Consider the following 18,988-nt stretch of genomic DNA (forward strand, 5'->3'; position numbering starts at 1 on the left):
GCGTCAGGCGTACGGCGCGTGGACGCGCTCGGTGGTGAGGTTCTGCGGGATCGCGTCGAGGTAGCCGCGCAGGTTGCGGGCCGTCTCGGTCACGGAGTCGCCGCCGAACTTCTCGAGCACCGCATTCGCCAGCACCAGGGCGACCATCGCCTCCGCCACCACGCCCGCGGCGGGCACGGCACAGACGTCGGAGCGCTGGTGGTGCGCCGGCGCGGCCTCGCTGGTGGCCACATCCACGGTCCGCAGCGCGTGCGGGACGGTCGCGATGGGCTTCATCCCGGCCCGGACGCGCAGCACGCCGCCGGTGCTCATGCCGCCCTCGGTGCCGCCGGCCTTGTCGCTGGTGCGGACGATCGTGCCGTCCTCGGCCAGCAGCTCGTCGTGCGCCTCGGACCCGCGGCGGGTCGTGGTGAGGAAGCCGTCGCCGATCTCCACGCCCTTGATCGCCTGGATGCCCATCAGCGCGGCCGCGAGCTGCGCGTCGAGCTTGCGGTCCCAGTGGACGTGCGAGCCGAGCCCCGGCGGGAGGCCGTAGGCGAGCACTTCGACGACACCGCCGAGGGTGTCGCCGTCCTTGTGCGCGGCATCCACCTCGGCGACCATGCGCTCGGAGGTCGCGGGGTCGAAGCAGCGCAGCGGATCGGCGTCGAGCGTGTCGACGTCGGTCGGGCGCGGCAGAGGGGAACCCTCGGGGACGCGGACCGGACCGATCGAGAGCGTGTGGCTCACCAGAGTGATGCCGAGCTCGTTGAGGAACGCCTTGGCGACGGCGCCGAGCGAGACACGCGCCGCCGTCTCACGGGCGCTGGCGCGCTCGAGGACCGGACGGGCCTCGTCGAAGCCGTACTTCTGCATGCCGACGAGGTCGGCGTGGCCCGGACGCGGACGCGTCAGCGCTGCGCCGCGACCGGAGTTCAGCACCTCCGGGTCGACCGGCTCGGCGCTCATCACATCGACCCACTTGGGCCACTCGGTGTTGCCGATGCGGAGGGCGATGGGGCTGCCCATGCTGAAGCCGTGGCGCACACCGCCGGAGATGTCCAGCGCGTCCTGCTCGAACTTCATGCGCGCGCCGCGGCCGTAACCGAGCTTGCGGCGCGCGAGGTCGGCGCGGATGGCGTCGAGCGACACAGGGACCCCGGCGGGCAGACCCTCCAGGACGGCGATGAGTTCGGGACCGTGGGATTCCCCGGCCGTGAGCCAACGAAGCATGCTTCGATTCTGGCATATCGCCTCGGGGGGTCAGTCCGTCAGCAACTCGCCCTGTTCGTCGATCCCGACCGCATCCAGCATCGCGGCGAGCACGCCCGGCTCGTCCTCGAGCGGCTGCAACGGGTCGCCGGAGACGAAGACGCGGACCTGGAGGAGCGCCTGGTGCGCGAGCATCGCGAGCCCCGACACGGCACGGCCGCCGACGGCCTCCCACTGGCGCGCCAGCGGGGTCGGCCACGGCTCGTAGGCCACGTCGAACAGCACCGACCGGCGGCGGGTGGAGTCGGTGTAGACCGCCTCCGTCGTCGTTCCGCCGGGCAGCGTGCTGATCACGAGGTCCGGGACGTCGAGCGAGCGGTCCGCCTGCGAGAACGGGCGGATGCGGACGCGCAGGCCGAGGTCGTTCGCCAGCGGCTCGATCCACGCGCTGCGGGCGAGGTCGCGGACGTGCACGTCGACGCGCTCCGCGCCCAGCTCTGCGGCGGCGACGAGCGCGGACGCCGCCGTCGCTCCCCCGCCCAGGATGTGGACGTACCGCGCCTCCTCGAGGCCGGCGGCCTGCAGCGCGCGGACGATCCCGGACACGTCGGTGTTGAAGCCGCGCAGGTCCTCGCCGTCGAGCAGGACCGTGTTGGCGCCGCCGGTCTGGTCGGCGATGCGGTCGGTCTCGGTGAGCAGCGGGAGCACGGCCTTCTTCAGCGGCATGGTCAGCGACAGGCCGCGCCACTCCGGCCCGAGTCCGTCGATGAACGCCTGCAGACCGTCCTCGGTGACCTCGACGGCCTCGTACGACCAGTCGAGCCCGAGCGCGTCGTACGCGGCACGGTGCAGTTCCGGAGAACGAGAGTGGCCGATCGGCGAGCCCAGCACCGCCAGACGGCGGCTGGGGGCCTTGGGCTTGCGTGGCGTCCCCTTCTTGGCCGCTTTCGCGGGCTCGGGGGCAGGCGCAGGCTCCGGTTCGACCGCCGGCTCGGCTTCCGCCTCCTGGTCGTCGTCCACCGGCTCCTCGCGCTCCGCCGCCTCCTCGGCCTCCGCGACCGCGGCCTCCTCGGCCTCCGTCTCGCGCTCGGCTTCCACCAGCTCGGCGATCAGCGCCTCGGCCGACGCCTCGGAGACGCCGTCCTCCGCACCCAGCTGGTCACCGGTCGGTCGCTTGCGGGGTTCAGCCATAGTTCGGGTTGTCCTTCATCCACTGCTGCCACTTCTCCACCGCGGCCTCGTGCTCCGCCTGCGTGGTCGAGAAGATGGTCTCGCCGGTCTGCAGGTTCCAGGTCACGAAGTACATCCATGGCCCGTCCGCGGGCTTCTGCACCGCATTGATCGCCAGGTCGCCCGGGTTCGAGATCGGGCCGACCGGCAGGCCGGGGTGCACGTACGTGTTGTACGGGTTGCCGGCATCGGCGCGCTCCGCGTCGGTGGTCTCGACACGGTCGGTGTGGCCCGTGCCGTAGGCGACCGTTGCGTCGGACTGCAGGTCCCAGCCCTGTGCGATGCGGTTGAGGAAGACGCGGGCGACCTTCGGATAGTCGTCCTTCAGCCCGGCCTCGCGCTGCACGATCGAGGCCAGCACGACCGTGTTCCACCGGTTCGCGGGTGCGACTCCAGCCTCGTCGAGCGACTGGAACATCCGGTCGACCATGGTCTTGATCGCCTGCTGGGCGGTCGTGCCCGGCGCGAACGTGTATGTCGCCGGGAACAGGAAGCCCTCGAGCGACTTCGCCTGCGACGGCAGCCCGTAGGCCGCCGGGTTCGCGGCCGCCGCTTGGAGGTCGGCCAGCGGGATCTTCGTGGAGTCCGCGACCGTCTGCAGGATGTCCTTCTCGACCGTCCCTTCGGGGACGACCGCAGTGTTCTCGACGCGCGAGGCGGGATCCTGAAGCGCCGCGAGGGCCGCTGCCGCGCTCATCTTCTTGGCGAGCTTGAAGACGCCCGGCTGGAACTCCGGCTCCGGCTTCTGACGCAGCAGCAAGGTGTAGAACGCCTCATACGTCTTCACCACCCCCGCCTTGGCGAGCTTGTTCGCGATCGCCGAGCCGTCGTCACCGGACGCGATGGTGAACATCACCTCACCCGAGCCGTTGCCCTTGTAGTCGTTCTCCGGCGGGAACAGGGCGTTCTGCACCTTGGCGATCTGGGGCTGGAAGATGGCGTACGCGCCACCCGCCATACCGCCCAGGACCGCGAGGATGACGACCGTCACGATGAGCCGCTTCACCCAGCGGCGCTTCTTCGGGGGCTCCTCGTGGGACAGGTAGTTCTGCTGCCGCCAGACGAGGGGGTGCTCGTCCTGGGCTGACGCGTCATCGGTGTCCAGCACGCCGAAGAGAGTACGCGCAGGATGGTCGTGGTGCGAGTGCGGGCGCTCATCCAGGCCGTGCCGGGCCGCGGCGCCGACCGGTTGGGGCTCCTCGACCTGCGCGACCGGACCGGTGACCACCGCGTCGAAGTCGAGCCCGGCGAGGGCGGCGACGTCGGCCGGCGACTCCTGCGTCGGGGTCGGCGACGAGATCGGCGAACCGTCGTTCAGCGACCAGGTGGCGGCAGACGGCGATCCGGCGGCCGACACCGGCTGCCCGGGCGACTGCGGCTCCGCCTGCTTCTGCGCCTCCGCCGGCTTCTGGGGCTCCACCGGCTCCTGCGGGGCCGTGGCCTGGCCACGCTCCTCCGCCTCCCGGGCGGCCCGGGCCTCTCGACGGGTCATCGGCGGACGCTGCCCGTCGCCGGACGCCTCGCCGGCCTGCGGGACCGCCGGCGGGCGGTTCACAGCCGGGAACGAGGGCGGCTCCGGCCGCTCCTGGGGGTTCTGAGACAAGCTAGTGTCCAATGCTCGTTTCGACGGGGTCGCCCGGCGGACGGCCGGTGGCCCGTTCCGCGTCGAGGGCGTGCTGCAAAATTATCGTGGCCGCGACCTGATCCACGACCGGACGCGCCTTCTTCGTGTTCCTGCCCGACGCGCGCAGCGCCTGTGACGCCGACACCGTGGAGAGCCGCTCGTCCACCAGTCGTACCGGAACACCAACCTCGGCCGCCAGCGCCTCGGCGAAACCGATCGCGTCGCCGGTGGAGGCGGTATGGGCGCCCGAGAGCGCCAACGGCAGTCCGACGATAACCTCGAAGGCTCCGAGTTCCCCGACGATCTCGGAGATACGGCGCCGATCCACACCGTCTTCGGAGCGTGCGACCGTCTCGACCGGGGTCGCCAGCATCCCGTGGAGGTCGGACCGGCTCACGCCGATCCGGACCTTGCCCACGTCGATGCCGACGCGCACGCCGCTGCGCATCGAGCGCTATCCGATCGCCGAGACGACCGCGCTCAGCGCCGCCGGGATCGCGTCCGCGTCGGTGCCACCGCCCTGCGCGAGGTCGGCCTTGCCGCCGCCACCGCCGCCCAGCACGCCCGCTGCGGTCTTCGCGAGGGCACCGGCGTTGACGCCGGCGTCGCGCGCCGCCTGGTTGGTGCCGACGATCACGACCGGCTTGCCGCCGGCGCGCGCCGCGAGGGCGACCGCCGCCGCGTCCGAGCCCAGACGCTCGCGGACCGTGGTGACCAGCAGCCGCAGGTCGTCGGCGGTGTTCAGGGTGCCCGCATCCTCGGCGACGACCGTCACCGCGCCGCGCCGGGTCGCGGACTCGAGCAGCGACGGCACCTTGTCGAGCACCGCGCGCGCCTCGAACGCCTGGATGCGCTTCTCCGCGGCCTTCAGGTTCGCCATGAGGTCGGCGATCTTCTCGGGCAGCTGCTCGCGCGGCGTCTTGAGCGAGCTGGACAGCTGGGACACGATCGTGCGCTCCACGGCGAGGTCTTTGAACGCCTCGAGGCCGACCAGGGACTCGACGCGTCGGTTCGTCGACCCGACCGACGACTCGCTGACCAGGTTGATCATCCCGATCTCGGAGCTCGTGGACACGTGCGTGCCCGCGCAGAGCTCGCGCGACCACGGGCCGCCGATGTCGACGACGCGCACGACGTCGCCGTACTTCTCGCCGAACAGGGCCATCGCACCGAGCGACTTGGCCTCGGCGAGCGGCAGCTCACGGGTGGTGACCTCGAGGTTCTGGCGGATCGCGTTGTTCGAGATCTCCTCGATCTCGCTGCGCGTCTCGGCCGAGAGCGCCTGGTTCCAGGAGAAGTCGAGACGCAGGTAGCCGGCCTTGTTGTACGAACCGGACTGGTGCGCGTTCGGCCCGAGCACCTGCCGAAGGGCGGCGTGGATGATGTGGGTGCCGGAGTGCGCCTGGCGGGCACCACGGCGGTAGTCCGCGTCCACGATGCTCGTCGCGGGCGCGCCGACGCCGACCTCGCCGCTGCGCACGAGCACCTTGTGGCTGATCAGGCCCTTCACGGGCTTCTGCACGTCGAGCACGTCGAGCTCATAGCCGGGGCCGACGATCGTTCCGGCGTCCGCATCCTGACCGCCGGACTCGGCGTAGAGCGCCGTGGCGCCCAGGATGATCTCGGCAACCTGGCCCTCGCGGGCGCGGTCGACCGACTGGCCGTCGACGATCAGGCCGAGCACGCTCGACTCCGTCGTCAGCTCGGTGTAGCCGGTGAACACCGTCTCGCCGAGGGAACGGAACGAGCTGTAGACCGACAGGTCGGCCAGTGCGGTCTTCTTCGCCTTGGCGTCGGCCTTCGCGCGGGCGCGCTGGTCGGCCATGAGCTTGTCGAACGCGGTGCGGTCGACACTGAGGCCGGCCTCCTCCGCCATCTCGAGGGTCAGGTCGATCGGGAAGCCGTAGGTGTCGTGCAGCAGGAAGGCGGTGTCGCCTGCGAGCTGCCCGCGACCCTCCTTCTGCGTGTTCGACACGGCGGTGTCCAGGATGCTCGTGCCCGCCGCGAGCGTGCGCAGGAAGGTCTCCTCCTCGGCGTACGCCAGCTGCGAGATGCGGTTGAACTCGGTCTCGACCTCCGGGTAGGCCGCCTTCATCGCGTCACGCGACACCGGGAACAGCTCGGGGAAGGTCGCCGTCTCGACGCCGAGCAGGCGCATGGAGCGGATCGTGCGGCGCAGCAGGCGGCGCAGCACGTAGCCGCGGCCCTCGTTCGACGGCGTCACGCCGTCGGCCATGAGCATCAGCGCACTGCGGACGTGGTCGGCGACGACGCGCAGGCGCACGTCGTCCTCGTGCGCCTCGTTGCCGTATGGCTTGTTCGCGAGCTCGGCCGCGCGGTCGAGGACCGGTCGCACCTGGTCGATCTCGTACATGTTGTCGACGCCCTGCTTGATGAACGCGACGCGCTCCAGCCCCAGGCCGGTGTCGATGTTCCTCTTCGGCAGGTCGCCCAGGATCTCGAAGTCCTTCTTGCCGTCGCCCTCGCCGCGCAGGTACTGCATGAAGACGAGGTTCCAGATCTCGACGTACCGGTCGTCGTCGGTCGCCGGGCCGCCGTCGATGCCGTACGCCGGTCCGCGGTCGAAGAAGATCTCTGAGCAGGGGCCCGCGGGGCCGGGCTGACCCGTCGACCAGTAGTTCGTGTCCTTGCCGAGACCCTGGATGCGCTCCGGCGGGAGGGTGGAGACACGCTCCCAGATCTCCCGCGCCTCGTCGTCGTCCTCGTAGACCGTGACCCAGAGGTCCTTCGGGTCGAAGCCGAGCCCGCCCTCGTCCTCGGACGTGGTCAGCAGCTCCCAGGCGAACGTGATCGCCTGCTCCTTGAAGTAGTCGCCGAAGGAGAAGTTGCCCGCCATCTGGAAGAAGGTGCCGTGACGCGGGGTCTTGCCGACCTCCTCGATGTCCAGCGTGCGGATGCACTTCTGGACGCTCGTGGCGCGCGGGAACGGCGCGGGCACGACGCCCGTCAGATACGGCACGAAGGGCACCATCCCGGCCACCGTGAAGAGCAGCGACGGGTCGTCGCTGACCAGGGAGGCGGAAGGGACGACGGTGTGGCCGCGCTGCGCGAAGAAGTCGAGCCAGCGGCGGTGGATTTCAGCGGTCTGCATGGGTTCCGGTCGATCGAGGTGTGCGAAAAGGGGAAGGGGGCGTCAGTCGCCCTGGATGGCCGAGCGGATCTCGGCCTCGCGCTGGCGGTAGCCGTCGGTCACGGCCTCGCCGAAGTCACGCGCCTTCTGGTCGATGTTGCTGAAGAATTCGCGACCCTTCTGGGTCTCGTTCACCTTGTGGGCGACGGCGAAGCCGATGCCCACGCCGATGAGCAGCCACAGGAAACTCTTCATGCTGATCCTCCCTCTGCGGATGGGGCCTGGCGCGGACGCCCGGCGCACCCGATCAAGTCTAGTGGGAGGAGGCGGAGCCTTATCGGGATGCGGACTTCTTCGAAGCGAACCCACCGGCGGCCTTGAAGGCGGCCCGCGCGGCGGCGCTGAAACCGGCCAGTTTGATCAGCGGACCGCCGACGGTCGCCGCGAACAGGGCGACGAGGGAGGACACGTTCCCGGTCACATCCGCGACGTTCTTCGTGATCACGTCGACGCGGGCGAGCTGCTTGTTGGTCTCCTGCAGCGTGGTCGCCGTCTCGTCGAGGATCGGCGTGATGCCGTCGCTCGCCTCTTTGATCGCGTCGCGCGTCGAGTCGAGCACCCGCCCGAGCTTGATCAGCGGGATGGCGATGAAGCCGACGAGGACCGCGAACACGAGTGCCGCGATCAACCCCGCGATGTCTCCTCCGGACATGTCTGCTCCTTCCATTCCGCCCCCGGCATACGGGACAAGCGTAGTCGTCCGAGGCCTCGGCGGATACGGAAACGGGGCCGTGGCTCGAAAGCCACGACCCCGTCCGGGAGTGAGAACGCCGCCTTATCGGGCCGCGTAGTACTCGACGACCAGCTGGACCTCACAGGTCACGGGGACCTCGACGCGCTTCGGGCGACGGAGCAGGCGGGCCTGCAGCTTGTCGATCTCGACGTCGAGGTAGCCCGGGGTCTTCGGGAGGACGTCGAGGTGACCGCCGGCGGCCGCGACCTGGAAGGGCTCGGTGCCCTCGGAGCGGGCCTTGACGTGGATGAGCTGACCCGGCTTCACGCGGAACGACGGGCGGTCGACGATCTTGCCGTCGACGAGGATGTGACGGTGCACGACGAACTGGCGGGCCTGCGTGATGGTGCGGGCGAAGCCGGCGCGGAGCACGAGCGCGTCGAGACGCATCTCGAGCAGCTCGACCAGGTTCTCACCGGTCAGGCCCTGGGTGCGACGGGCCTCCTCGAAGGCGATGCGGAGCTGCTTCTCGCGGATGCCGTACTGGGCGCGCAGACGCTGCTTCTCGCGCAGACGAACGGCGTAGTCCGAGTCGGCCTTGCGCTTGGTGCGGCCGTGCTCACCGGGAGCGTAGGGGCGCTTCTCCATGTAGCGCGCCGCCTTCGGGGTGAGCGGGATGCCCAGGGCCCGCGACTCGCGGGTCTTGCTGCGGGAACGTGAAGACACGATTTCCTTTCGAAGTTTCTCTCTGAAGTAGTGGATGCGGGCGCATACGCGCGCCCGAAGAGAGAGGGATTGTCGCCAGGGACGCCCGGCTAAAGGGTCGATCCCGTCGAATCGTGTACTCGGCAGCCGACCCCGCACACGCTTCTAGGCGGATCAATGATAGCAGAGCGGAGTCAGCGTCCGCGCACGATGCGGCGCAGTTTCGCGAGGCGCGCGGACACGTCGCGTTCGTTGCCGTGCTCGGTCGGCGTGTAGTACGTCGTGCCGTTCAGCTCGTCGGGCAGATACTGCTGCTGCAGCACCCCGAGCGCATCGTCGTGCGGGTACTTGTAGCCCTTGCCGTGGCCGAGTCGCTTGGCGCCGGGATAGTGCGCGTCGCGCAGATGCTTCGGGACGCGGCCGATCCTCCCGGCGCGCACGTCGGCGATCGCGGCATCCAAGGCCATGTAGGCCGCGTTCGATTTCGGCGCGGTCGCCAGGTGCACGACCGCCTGCGCCAGAGGGATGCGCCCCTCGGGCATGCCGATGTACTGGACGGCGTCGGCGGCCGCGATCGCCACCCCGAGCGCCGTCGGGTCGGCCATGCCGATGTCCTCCGACGCGAGGACGATGATGCGGCGGGCGATAAACCGCGGGTCCTCCCCCGCTTCGATCATCCGCGCCAGGTAGTGCAGCGACGCGTCGACATCCGAGCCGCGCACCGACTTGATGAAGGCGCTGATGACGTCGTAGTGCTCGTCGCCGTTGCGGTCGTAGCGGAGGAGGGCGCGGTCGACGGCCTGTGCGACGAGCTCGGCGGTGATCACCGGCTTCTTCTTCGACGTCGCCGGTGTGGACGACGCCGCGGTGACGGACGCCGCCTCGAGCGCGGTGAGCGCACGGCGCGCATCCCCCGACGCCAGCCGGATGAGCGCGGCGCGCGCCTCGGGGTCGAGCGTGTACTGGCCGCCGAGGCCGCGCTCGTCCGCGACCGCGCGGTCGATCACCACACCGAGGTCGTCGTCGCTCAGCGTCTCGAGCGTGAGCAGCAGGCTGCGGGACAGCAGCGGCGAGATGACCGAGAACGACGGGTTCTCGGTGGTCGCCGCGACGAGGATGACCCAGCCGTTCTCGACGCCCGGAAGCAGCGCATCCTGCTGGGCCTTGGTGAAGCGGTGGATCTCGTCGAGGAAGAGCACCGTCGAGACGCCGTACAGGTCGCGCGTGGAGAGCGCTTCGTCCATGACCAGCCGTACGTCTTTGACACCGGCGGTCACCGCTGAGAGCTCGACGAAACGACGACCGGACGAGTGCGCTATCGCCTGTGCCAGCGTCGTCTTGCCCGTACCGGGCGGACCCCACAGGATGACGGAGACGGACCCCGACTGCCCCTCCGTGTCGGAGGCGAGGGCGACCAGCGGCGACCCGGGCTTGAGCAGATGGCGCTGACCGGCCACCTCGTCGAGCGACTTCGGGCGCATGCGGACAGCGAGCGGCGTCGCTCCCGTCCGGAGCCCAGGTTGCACATCGACCACCACATAAGCGTAGTCGCGACCACCGACACTGCAGGCGTTCCCTGGGAACCGCCGTTTTGGCGTCCATAGGCGCGGTCGGTAGGGTTCTCCATGATCCAGCGGGCACGGCCTCGCGGACATCCCCCGTACGGACCGCCGGAGGACACACGTGGCACCGAAGCAGAACGACCGCGACGCGCGACTCGCCCGCGAGCGGCTGCGCGCCTATCAGGCGCGCCAGACCGTGCACGTGCACAAGGCCAAGCGCCGCCGCCGTGACAACTGGGTGGCCGGAATCGCGGCCATCGTGATCGTCGCCCTCGCAGTCGGGACGCAGCTCCTCTACTTCTCCGCCGGACCGGGCGCCGCGAAGGCGTCGTCGTCGGCCCAGCCGTCGGCGTCGTCGACCGCCTCGACCGTCCCGCCGAAGTCGCTCTCCGAGGACCGCACCTGGACCGGCACGATGACCATCAACGGCATCCCGCTGGGCGTCTCGCTCGACGGCGCGGCGGCCCCGCAGGCGGTCGCGTCCACCGTCTCCCTGGTGCAGAAGAAGTTCTACGACGGGCTCACCTGCCACCGCCTGACCAACGGCGGCTTCTACGTGCTGCAGTGCGGCGACCCGCAGGGCAACGGACAAGGCGGCCCCGGCTACTCCTACGGTCCGATCGAGAACGCGCCGTCCGACAACGTGTACAAGGCGGGCACCATCGCCATGGCACGCCAGAGCAACAACGCCGAGAGCCAGGGCAGCCAGTTCTTCATCGTCTACGAGGACACGACCATTCCCTCCGACGACGCGGGCGGCTACACCGTGATCGGGCAGGTGACCTCTGGACTCGACCAACTCAAGACGCAGGTCGCCGACAAGGGCGTCCAGGGCGGCGGCAGCGACGGCAAGCCCGCCGTGCCCACCACCATCGACACCTTCACCCTGCAGTGATCGCGGCCGGTGCAATAGGCTGATTCCCAAACGTTCGGGCGGCATCCCGCCCGCATCGCGCAGCAGCAAGGTGAGGCTCTTGGCTACTTCTGAACAGCACCCCTGGGGTCGTGTCGACGAGACCGGGACCGTATACGTCCGCGAGGGCGACGGCGAACGCGTCGTCGGCGAGTACCCGGACGGCACGGCGGAGGAGGCGCTCGCGTACTTCGAGCGCAAGTACACCGACCTCGCCGGCCAGGTAGGCCTGCTGGAGCAGCGCGCCCGCCGTGGCGCGCCCGCGAGCGACATCGCCAAGTCGGTGGCCAACCTGCGCTCCTCGGTCGAAGGCGCGAACGCCGTCGGCGACCTGGCCTCCCTGCTGACCCGCCTGGACGCACTGGGCGGCACCGTCGAAGAGCTCACCGAGCAGCAGAGCGCCGAGGCGAAGGCCGCGCTCGAGGCCGCCGTCGCAGAGCGCACCGCGATCGTCGAGGAGGCCGAGGCGCTGGCCGCGCAGGACCCCGCGCGCACGCAGTGGAAGAACACCAGCACGGCTCTCGACGCCCTGTTCGCGCGGTGGCAGGCCCACCAGCACGACGGGCCGCGCATCCCCAAGAACGAGGCGAACGAGCTGTGGAAGCGGTTCCGCGCCGCCCGCTCGACCATCGAGCACAACCGCAAGGCCTTCTTCGCCGAGCTCGACACGCAGCACCGCGACGTGCGCAACCGCAAGAACGCGCTCATCGAGCAGGCGGAGAAGCTCATCCCGCTCGGTGCGGACGGCGTGCCGGAGTACCGCCGCCTCCTCGGCCAGTGGAAGGCCGCCGGCCGTGCCGGCAAGAAGAACGACGACGCCCTGTGGGCGCGGTTCAAGGCAGCGGGAGACGCGATCTACTCCGCCAAGGCCGAGGTGGACGCGCGCGACAACGCCGAGTACGAAGTCAACCTGCAGCAGAAGCTCGCCCTCCTCGACGAGGCGGAGCCGCTGCTGAAGGCGACCGACCGCGAGGCGGCCCGTGCGGAGCTCCTGTCGATCCAGGAGCGCTGGGACGCGATCGGTCGCGTGCCGCGCGAGCAGGTGCGTCCCATCGAAGACCGCCTGCGCAAGATCGAGGCGGCCGTGCGTCGCCTCGACGAGGAGCACTGGGAGAAGAACAACCCCGAGAAGAAGGCGCGCTCCGAGGGTCTGGCGAGCCAGCTCAACGCGGCGATCGCCAAGCTCGAGCAAGAGCTGGCCGAGGCGGAGGCGTCGGGCGACAGCGCGAAGGTGAAGGCGGCGCAGGAGGCGCTGGACGCGCGCAAGATCTGGCTGGACGCGCTGGGCTGAGTTCCACCTCACGCGAGGAATCGTTCACAGGGCGGTTCTCGCGCGGGTTCTCCACTGATCCGGCGATCGCCGGGTGCACGGCGCGCTGAGCGGCGAGGCTGGAGGCATGTCCTCGATCACCTCTTCCCTGCTCGATGCGGATGTGCTCCCCTTGGCGGAGCTGTTCGCCCTGTGCCTCGACGGTCAGCTGTTCCGCGTCGGTGACGCGTTCGCCGCGATCGGCACTCCTGTCGGTCCGGAGTTGCGTGCGGCCGCGTTCGTGCGGTCTGCTCCCGGCTGGACGGTGGCCGACCGCGGCTCCGCGGCGTGGATCCATGGCACCCGCGCGTCCCCGCCGCCGCTGCCGCAGGTGTGCGTTCCCTGCACGCGCCGCGGTCGGGTGTCCTCGGGGCTCGTCGACGCCTGCCACCGCACACTGGCGCCCGACGAGACGGTCACGATCGGGCCGGCCCTCGTGACGACTCCGTTGCGCACGGCGCTCGACCTCGTCTGCGATCCGGCGCGCTTCGGGCCGCGGCAGGCGCTCGAGGTGCGGAGACTGCTGGCGCTCGCCTCGGTGGGCGTCGAGGAGCTGTCCGAGCGGCTTGATTCCCGGCCGCGCAAGGGTGCCGACCTGGCGCGGGGACGGCTCCCCGACGTCGCGAGACTGCCCGAGGTCGCCCCGCTGCCGTGGCCGGTCGCCGGTGTCAGCCCGCGCTGACGCGGTACACGTCGTAGACGGCGTCGATGCGCCGCACGGCGTTCAGCACGCGGTCGAGGTGGGTGGTGTCACCCATCTCGAAGACGAAGCGGCTCAGGGCCAGTCGGTCGTTCGACGTGGTCACCGTCGCGGAGAGGATGTTCACATGGTGCTCCGAGAGCACGCGGGTCACGTCGCTGAGCAGGCCGGAGCGATCCAGCGCCTCCACCTGGATCTGCACCAGGAAGACGCTCTTCGAGCTCGGCGCCCATTCGACGTCGATCATGCGGTCCGGCTCCTGCAGGAGCGACTGCACGTTGTGGCAGGTCGCCTGGTGCACGGACACACCCTGGCCGCGGGTGATGAAGCCGACGATCGGGTCGCCCGGCACGGGCGTGCAGCACTTCGCGAGCTTGACCAGGATGTCGGGCGCACCGCGCACGAGCACACCCGAATCGCTGTTGCGCAGCTGCCGGCGGCCCTTGACCGGGATCTCGAGCTCGCCGTCCGACTCGACGTCGGTCTGCAGCGACGCCAGGATCTTCTCGATGACCGACTGCGTCGAGATGTGCCCCTCGCCGATCGCCGCATACAGCGCCGAGACGTCCGGGTACTTGAGCGACGACGCGACCTCGACCAGCGCGTCCTGCGTCATCAGCTTCTGCAGCGGCAGGTTCTGCTTGCGCATCGCGCGCGCGATCGCGTCCTTGCCCTGCTCGATCGCCTCGTCGCGGCGCTCCTTGGTGAACCACTGGCGGATCTTGTTGCGCGCACGCGGGCTCTTGACGAAGTTCAGCCAGTCCTGGCTGGGGCCGGAGTCGGGGTTCTTCGAGGTGAAGATCTCGACGACGTCGCCGGTGTTGAGGCTGCTCTCCAGCGGCACGAGGCGGCCGTTGACCTTGGCGCCCATCGTCCGGTGACCGACCTCGGTGTGGACGGCGTACGCGAAGTCGACCGGCGTCGCACCCGCGGGCAGGCCGATGACCCGCCCCTTCGGCGTGAAGACATAGACCTCCTTGGCGCCGATCTCGAACCGCAGCGAATCCAGGAACTCGCTCGGGTCGGCGGTCTCGGCCTGCCAGTCGGAGATGTGGGCGAGCCATGCGAGGTCGGTGTCGACCTTCCCCGGGCCGCCGGTGCTCTTGCCGGTGGTCTGCTCCTTGTACTTCCAGTGGGCCGCGACACCGAACTCGGCCCGCTGGTGCATCTCCTCGGTGCGGATCTGGATCTCGACTGGGCGGCCCTGCGGGCCGATCACGGTGGTGTGCAGCGACTGGTACAGGTTGAACTTCGGGGTCGCGATGTAGTCCTTGAAACGGCCGGGCATCGGCGTCCAGCGCGCGTGGATCTGGCCCAGCACGGCATAGCAATCGCGCACGGTGTTGACGAGCACGCGGATGCCGACCAGGTCGTAGATGTCGTCGAACTCGCGACCGCGGACGACCATCTTCTGATAGATCGAGTAGTACTGCTTCGGCCGGCCGACGACCTTGCCGCGGATCTTGGCGGACTTCAGGTCGTCGTTGATCGCGTCGATGACCTGCTGCACCAGGCGCTCGCGCTCGGGCGTCCGCTGCTTCACCAGGCTCTCGATCTCGGCGTAGAGCTTCGGGTAGAGTACCGCGAACGACAGGTCTTCGAGCTCCCACTTGATCGCCTGGATGCCGAGGCGGTGCGCGAGCGGGGCGTAGATCTCCAGCGTCTCGGTGGCCTTGCGCGTCGCGGACGCGGCGGGCACGAAGCCCCAGGTGCGGGCGTTGTGCAGGCGGTCGGCCAGCTTGATGATCAGCACGCGGATGTCCTTCGACATCGCGACGATCATCTTGCGGACGGTCTCGGCCTGGGCGCTGTCGCCGTACTTGACCTTGTCAAGCTTGGTGACGCCGTCCACGAGCATGGCGATCTCGTCGCCGAACTGGTCGCGCAGCTCGTCGAGGGTGTACTCCGTGTCCTCGACGGTGTCGTGGAGGAGCGCGGCGGCGATGGTCTTCGCGCCGATCCCGAGGTCGGCAATGATCTGGGCGACCGCGACCGGGTGGGTGATGTACGGCTCACCCGAACGGCGCTTCTGGCCGCGGTGGGCGCGTTCTGCGGTGGCGTACGCGCGCTCGATGAGCGAGAGGTCGGCCTTCGGGTGGTGCATGCGCACCGTGCGGATCAGGGTGTCGACCGCGCCCGACGGCTGCGCCCGCGAGAAGATGCGGGGCACCAGACGGCGCAGGGAAGCGCTCTGCGATGTCGTCGTGTCAACCATTCGCGCCTCCTTCCGTCCATTATGGCCGCTGAAACCCACCGTTCCGTCACGGTGAACGTTCCGCAGGCTACGCGATCGCTCCTGGCGTACCGTCGTCGCGCTGGACCGGACCCCCGGACGCCTGCCAGGCGCCCATCCCGCCTGCGACGTTGGCCGCCGGATAGTTGGCCTCGTTCAGGGCGTCCGTCACCATCCGCGAACGGTGGCCGCTGCGGCACACCACGAGGATCTGCTGGTCCTCCGGAAGTTCGTGCTGCCGCTCCCCCAGCTTGCCGAGGGGGATGTGGTGGGCGCCGGGCGCGTGCCCCGCCTCCCACTCGAACGGCTCCCGGACGTCGAGCAACCACGCGGAGCCCGCGTCGGCGAGTTCGCGCGCACGCACGGCCGACACCTCGTCCTCGAGCAGGAACCCGGTCGGGGCGGAGGCGTCGGTCATGCGGGCAGGCTACTCAGCGGCCGTCGCGACGACATCCTGCTTGACCGTGGCCTTCGGCCGGATCGAGAGGACCTTCTGGTCGTGCTTCCGGATCGCCGGCTCCTTCTCGCGGAACTGCGAGTACATCGGGGCCGCCAGGAAGATGGTCGAGTACGTGCCGACGATGATGCCGATGAGCAGCGCGAGCGAGATGTCGCGCAGCGTGGCCGCACCGAGGGCGTAGGCGCCGATGAAGAGAATGGATGCGACCGGCAGCACCGCGACGACGGCGGTGTTGATGGAGCGCACCAGCGTCTGGTTGACCGCGAGGTTGACCGACTCGGCGAACGTCCGGCGCGTCAGCTCCAGCTCCTCCTTGGTGTTCTCGCGCACCTTGTCGAACACCACGACGGTGTCGTACAGCGAGTAGCCGAGGATCGTCAGGAAGCCGATCATCGTCGCCGGCGAGATCTCGAAGCCGACCAGCGCGTACACGCCCGCGGTGATGATCAGGTCATGGAACAGCGAGATGATCGCGGCGGCCGACATCTTCCAGGTGCGGAAGTACAGCGCCATGGCGATGAACGCGAGGAGCAGGAAGACGACGAGGCCCTGGATGGTCTGCTGCGTCACATCCGCACCCCAGGAGGGTCCGATGAACGTCGCGGAGACTTCCGAGGAGTCCACGTTGTACGCCTTCGCCAGCGCGTCCGACACCTCGCGGGTCTGCGACTCGGAGAGCTGGTCGGTCTGCACGCGCACGGCGTTGTTACCGACCACGCTGACGTGCGTGACCGCGCTCGGGACGACGCTCGTAACCGCGCTCTGCGCCTTCGAGGTGTCGGTGCTCGAGACGTCGCTCACCTGGAACTGCGAGCCCCCGCGGAACTCGATCGAGAAGTTGAAGCCGCCCTTGACCACCGGGATCAGGATGGAGATCACGACCATGACGGCGGCGATCGTGTACCAGACCTTCCGTCGGCCGACGAAGTCGATCGACCGGGCACCGGTGTAGAGGTCGTTGCCGAACTTGACGAGACGGCTGGCCATCAGGAGTCCTTCCCCTCGGAGCCACGATCGGAGGACGAGGTCGACGCGCCGGCTAGCTCGGCCGCCTTGCGCTCGGCGATCGTCTGGCGGCGGGCCGCCTCCTTGCTGCTGCGGGCGGCCGTACCGGCGCCCACGGTCGCGGTCGGCGTGCGGAACTTCGCCGCACCCCGGTACACGGCGCCGAGCGCCTGCGGGTCGAGGCCCGAGAGCGGGTGGCCGGAGCTGAAGAAGCGCGTGCGCGCCAGCAGCTGCAGCGTCGGGTGGGTGAACAGCAGCACCACGATGACATCGATGATCGTCGTCAATCCCAGCGTGAACGCGAAGCCGCGCACGTTGGCGGCGGTCAGGACGTAGAGGACGATGGCCGCGAGGAGGTTGGTGGCCTTCGAGGCGTAGATGGTGCGCCGCGCGCGCCCCCAGCCCGCTTCGACGGCACCCTCGAGACCGCGCCCGTCGCGCAGCTCGTCTCGTATTCGCTCGAAGTAGACGATGAACGAGTCCGCCGTGAAGCCGATCGCGACGATCAGACCCGCGACGCCCGCGAGCGACAGACGGTAGTCGTAATGCCACGACAGCAGCGAGATCGTGAGCCAGGTCAGCACACCGGCGACGACGAGCGAGAAGATCGTCACGAAGCCGAGCAGGCGGTACTGGAAGAACGTGTAGATGCCGACCAGGATGAGGCCGATCAGACCGGCGAGCAGACCGCTGAGGAGCTGCGAGGTTCCGAGGGTCGCCGAGATCGTGTCCTGGCTCTGCACCTTGAAGCTGAACGGCAGCGCACCGAACTTCAGCTGGTCGGCGAGGGCCTTTGAGGTGGTCTCGGTGAAGTTACCGGTGATCTGCGGCTTGCCGTCCGTGATCGCGGCCTGGGTGGTCGGCGCGGAGATGACCTTGCCGTCGAGAACGATCGCGAACTGGTTCTGCGCTCCCTGCTCGGCGACGAGACGGGTGGTGACGTCCGCGAACGCCTTGGTACCCGCATCGTTGAAGACGATGTTGACGGCCCACTGGCCGGTGGTCACGCCCTGCGAGCTCTGCACCAGGCCCGCGGACGCGTCCTTGATGTCCTGACCCTTCACCTCGACCGGTCCGAGCAGGTACTTGACCTGGTTCTGGTCGTCGCAGGTGATGAGCGGCTGATCGGTCGGAGCGGAACTGGAGGTCTTGCTCGCGTTCGCCTTGCAGTCGTACGCGTCGAACTCCGCCTGGAGCTTCGGCGTCACCCAGGCGAGGTCGCTGCCGTTGGTCGGCTTGGTCGACGGAGTCGACTGCAGGCCCGGAGCCGGGGTGGGCGCGGGCGTCGACTTGCCGTCGGCCCCGACGACCTCGTTGGTCGGACCTCCGGCGACGAGCACCGGGCGGAAGTCGAGGCGGGCGGACGACTTGACGCGGTCGAGGGTCGCCTGGTCCGGCTTGCCCGGCAGCGAGACGACGATGTTGCGCGATCCCTCGGTCGAGATCTGGGCCTCGGACACGCCGGACGCGTCGATGCGCTGCCGGATGATCGAGACCGCCTGGTCGAGCTGCTGCTGCTGCACCGACTGACCGTTCTCGACCTGCGGGGCGAGGATGATCTGCGTCCCGCCCTCGAGGTCGAGCGCGAGCTTGGGCAGCCACGTCGCATTGCTGAACAGGACGCCGGCCGTGAGGGTGCCGAGGAGCACCACCACGATGACGCCGAGCCACGTCAGCGAACGCCAGGCTTTCTTGACCGGGGTCGACTTTGCCACCTAGGTACTCAGCTTTCTACGAGTGCTCCGGCGCGGTCGGGCGCCGGAGCACAGGGAATGTGTCAGTCGTCGTTCTGCGCGCGCTTCTTGGACGCGTCGTCGAGGCGCTCACCGTACTCCGGCGACGCGGCGTTGGTGCCGTCGGCCGGGATGGCGTGGTCCTCGTTCAGCTCGACGGCCGGCGCGGCGGCGTCGCCGGTCTCGGTCGCGTCGACGGCGTCCTTCGGCTCGACCACGCGGGCGAGCACCTGGCGGTGCACCTTGACGGTGTGGCCGGGGCTGGTCTCGATGACGGCCGAGTTGTCGTCCTCGTCGACCGACAGGAGGGTGCCGTACAGCCCGAAGTTCGTCATGACCTCGGCGCCGGGCACCATCTTGGAACGGGTCTCCTCCTGCTCCTTGCGGCGCTTCCGGCTGTTCCGGAACATGAAGAAAACGAGGGCCGCCAGGATGACGACCATCAGGATGGTCAACGGGTCAAAGGCCATGAGGCTTTGCCGAACCTTTCAATGGGGGG

17 protein-coding genes are annotated in these 18,988 nt (G+C 69.5%); 3 read left to right on the forward strand and 14 right to left on the reverse strand.

Features of this window, described 5'->3' with window-relative positions:
* Positions 1–3: 3 nt before the first annotated feature.
* The 9 genes from aroC to AB0P25_RS18200 form a co-directional block, all read right to left on the reverse strand.
* Positions 4–1,212 (reverse strand): chorismate synthase, encoded by a 1,209-nt coding sequence (aroC, locus tag AB0P25_RS18160; RefSeq protein ID WP_363809215.1) that lies wholly within the window; start codon positions 1,210–1,212, stop codon positions 4–6.
* A gap of 30 nt (positions 1,213–1,242) precedes the next feature.
* On the reverse strand, positions 1,243–2,382 hold the full coding sequence (locus AB0P25_RS18165; protein ID WP_363809216.1) for a shikimate dehydrogenase: 1,140 nt from the start codon (positions 2,380–2,382) through the stop codon (positions 1,243–1,245).
* On the reverse strand, positions 2,375–4,024 hold the full coding sequence (gene mltG / locus AB0P25_RS18170) for an endolytic transglycosylase MltG (RefSeq protein WP_363809217.1): 1,650 nt from the start codon (positions 4,022–4,024) through the stop codon (positions 2,375–2,377). Before mltG ends, AB0P25_RS18165 begins: the two co-directional genes overlap by 8 nt.
* A gap of 1 nt (position 4,025) precedes the next feature.
* Complete coding sequence (ruvX, locus tag AB0P25_RS18175) at positions 4,026–4,493, reverse strand: Holliday junction resolvase RuvX (RefSeq protein WP_363809218.1); 468 nt, start codon at positions 4,491–4,493, stop codon at positions 4,026–4,028.
* A gap of 6 nt (positions 4,494–4,499) precedes the next feature.
* Positions 4,500–7,157 (reverse strand): alanine--tRNA ligase, encoded by a 2,658-nt coding sequence (gene alaS / locus AB0P25_RS18180; protein WP_363809219.1) that lies wholly within the window; start codon positions 7,155–7,157, stop codon positions 4,500–4,502.
* 42 nt (positions 7,158–7,199) lie between these two features.
* Complete coding sequence (locus tag AB0P25_RS18185) at positions 7,200–7,391, reverse strand: hypothetical protein (protein ID WP_363809220.1); 192 nt, start codon at positions 7,389–7,391, stop codon at positions 7,200–7,202.
* Between the two features lie 79 nt (positions 7,392–7,470).
* Positions 7,471–7,848, reverse strand: a complete 378-nt coding sequence (locus AB0P25_RS18190) for a DUF948 domain-containing protein (RefSeq protein ID WP_363809221.1) — start codon at positions 7,846–7,848, stop codon at positions 7,471–7,473.
* A gap of 123 nt (positions 7,849–7,971) precedes the next feature.
* Complete coding sequence (gene rpsD / locus AB0P25_RS18195) at positions 7,972–8,598, reverse strand: 30S ribosomal protein S4 (protein WP_363809352.1); 627 nt, start codon at positions 8,596–8,598, stop codon at positions 7,972–7,974.
* A gap of 170 nt (positions 8,599–8,768) precedes the next feature.
* Positions 8,769–10,109 (reverse strand): replication-associated recombination protein A, encoded by a 1,341-nt coding sequence (locus AB0P25_RS18200; RefSeq protein WP_363809223.1) that lies wholly within the window; start codon positions 10,107–10,109, stop codon positions 8,769–8,771.
* A gap of 148 nt (positions 10,110–10,257) precedes the next feature.
* On the opposite strand from AB0P25_RS18200, the gene AB0P25_RS18205 reads away from it, so the two are divergent.
* The 3 genes from AB0P25_RS18205 (at position 10,258) to AB0P25_RS18215 (ending at position 13,040) form a co-directional block, all read left to right on the forward strand.
* On the forward strand, positions 10,258–11,031 hold the full coding sequence (locus AB0P25_RS18205) for a peptidylprolyl isomerase (protein ID WP_363809224.1): 774 nt from the start codon (positions 10,258–10,260) through the stop codon (positions 11,029–11,031).
* Positions 11,032–11,110: 79 nt separating this feature from the next.
* Entirely contained in the window at positions 11,111–12,340 is a 1,230-nt protein-coding gene (locus tag AB0P25_RS18210; protein ID WP_363809225.1) for a DUF349 domain-containing protein, read from the forward strand.
* A 106-nt stretch (positions 12,341–12,446) separates the two neighbouring features.
* Positions 12,447–13,040: a type IV toxin-antitoxin system AbiEi family antitoxin gene (locus AB0P25_RS18215; protein WP_363809227.1), complete on the forward strand. Its 594-nt coding sequence runs from the start codon at positions 12,447–12,449 to the stop codon at positions 13,038–13,040.
* Here AB0P25_RS18215 and AB0P25_RS18220 read toward each other — a convergent pair.
* The 5 genes from AB0P25_RS18220 to yajC form a co-directional block, all read right to left on the reverse strand.
* A complete protein-coding gene (locus tag AB0P25_RS18220) occupies positions 13,027–15,273 on the reverse strand; it encodes a bifunctional (p)ppGpp synthetase/guanosine-3',5'-bis(diphosphate) 3'-pyrophosphohydrolase (protein WP_363809228.1) in 2,247 nt (748 codons plus the stop codon). The genes AB0P25_RS18215 and AB0P25_RS18220 overlap by 14 nt on opposite strands.
* A gap of 67 nt (positions 15,274–15,340) precedes the next feature.
* Positions 15,341–15,709, reverse strand: coding sequence for a rhodanese-like domain-containing protein (locus AB0P25_RS18225; protein WP_363809229.1), 369 nt, complete (start codon positions 15,707–15,709; stop codon positions 15,341–15,343).
* Between the two features lie 9 nt (positions 15,710–15,718).
* Positions 15,719–16,738, reverse strand: coding sequence for a protein translocase subunit SecF (gene secF / locus AB0P25_RS18230; protein ID WP_363809230.1), 1,020 nt, complete (start codon positions 16,736–16,738; stop codon positions 15,719–15,721).
* Positions 16,738–18,471: a protein translocase subunit SecD gene (gene secD / locus AB0P25_RS18235; RefSeq protein ID WP_363809231.1), complete on the reverse strand. Its 1,734-nt coding sequence runs from the start codon at positions 18,469–18,471 to the stop codon at positions 16,738–16,740. The genes secF and secD overlap by 1 nt, the downstream gene beginning before the upstream one ends.
* A gap of 62 nt (positions 18,472–18,533) precedes the next feature.
* The gene (gene yajC / locus AB0P25_RS18240) at positions 18,534–18,959 is read right to left on the reverse strand and encodes a preprotein translocase subunit YajC (RefSeq protein ID WP_363809232.1); all 426 of its coding nucleotides are present in this window, start codon (positions 18,957–18,959) and stop codon (positions 18,534–18,536) included.
* Positions 18,960–18,988 lie beyond the last annotated feature (29 nt).

This window comes from Leifsonia sp. NPDC077715 (assembly GCF_040686855.1).
Taxonomy (GTDB): Bacteria; Actinomycetota; Actinomycetes; order Actinomycetales; family Microbacteriaceae; genus Leifsonia.

Bases quoted from the DNA above. Each gene is read 5' to 3' on its own strand.
- aroC (WP_363809215.1), bottom strand. From the start codon at position 1,212: ATGCTTCGTTGGCTCACGGCCGGGGAATCCCACGGTCCCGAACTCATC.
- AB0P25_RS18165 (WP_363809216.1), bottom strand. From the start codon at position 2,382: ATGGCTGAACCCCGCAAGCGACCGACCGGTGACCAGCTGGGTGCGGAG.
- ruvX (WP_363809218.1), bottom strand. From the start codon at position 4,493: ATGCGCAGCGGCGTGCGCGTCGGCATCGACGTGGGCAAGGTCCGGATC.
- alaS (WP_363809219.1), bottom strand. From the start codon at position 7,157: ATGCAGACCGCTGAAATCCACCGCCGCTGGCTCGACTTCTTCGCGCAG.
- AB0P25_RS18185 (WP_363809220.1), bottom strand. From the start codon at position 7,391: ATGAAGAGTTTCCTGTGGCTGCTCATCGGCGTGGGCATCGGCTTCGCC.
- AB0P25_RS18190 (WP_363809221.1), bottom strand. From the start codon at position 7,848: ATGTCCGGAGGAGACATCGCGGGGTTGATCGCGGCACTCGTGTTCGCG.
- AB0P25_RS18215 (WP_363809227.1), top strand. From the start codon at position 12,447: ATGTCCTCGATCACCTCTTCCCTGCTCGATGCGGATGTGCTCCCCTTG.
- AB0P25_RS18220 (WP_363809228.1), bottom strand. From the start codon at position 15,273: ATGGTTGACACGACGACATCGCAGAGCGCTTCCCTGCGCCGTCTGGTG.
- AB0P25_RS18225 (WP_363809229.1), bottom strand. From the start codon at position 15,709: ATGACCGACGCCTCCGCCCCGACCGGGTTCCTGCTCGAGGACGAGGTG.
- secF (WP_363809230.1), bottom strand. From the start codon at position 16,738: ATGGCCAGCCGTCTCGTCAAGTTCGGCAACGACCTCTACACCGGTGCC.
- yajC (WP_363809232.1), bottom strand. From the start codon at position 18,959: ATGGCCTTTGACCCGTTGACCATCCTGATGGTCGTCATCCTGGCGGCC.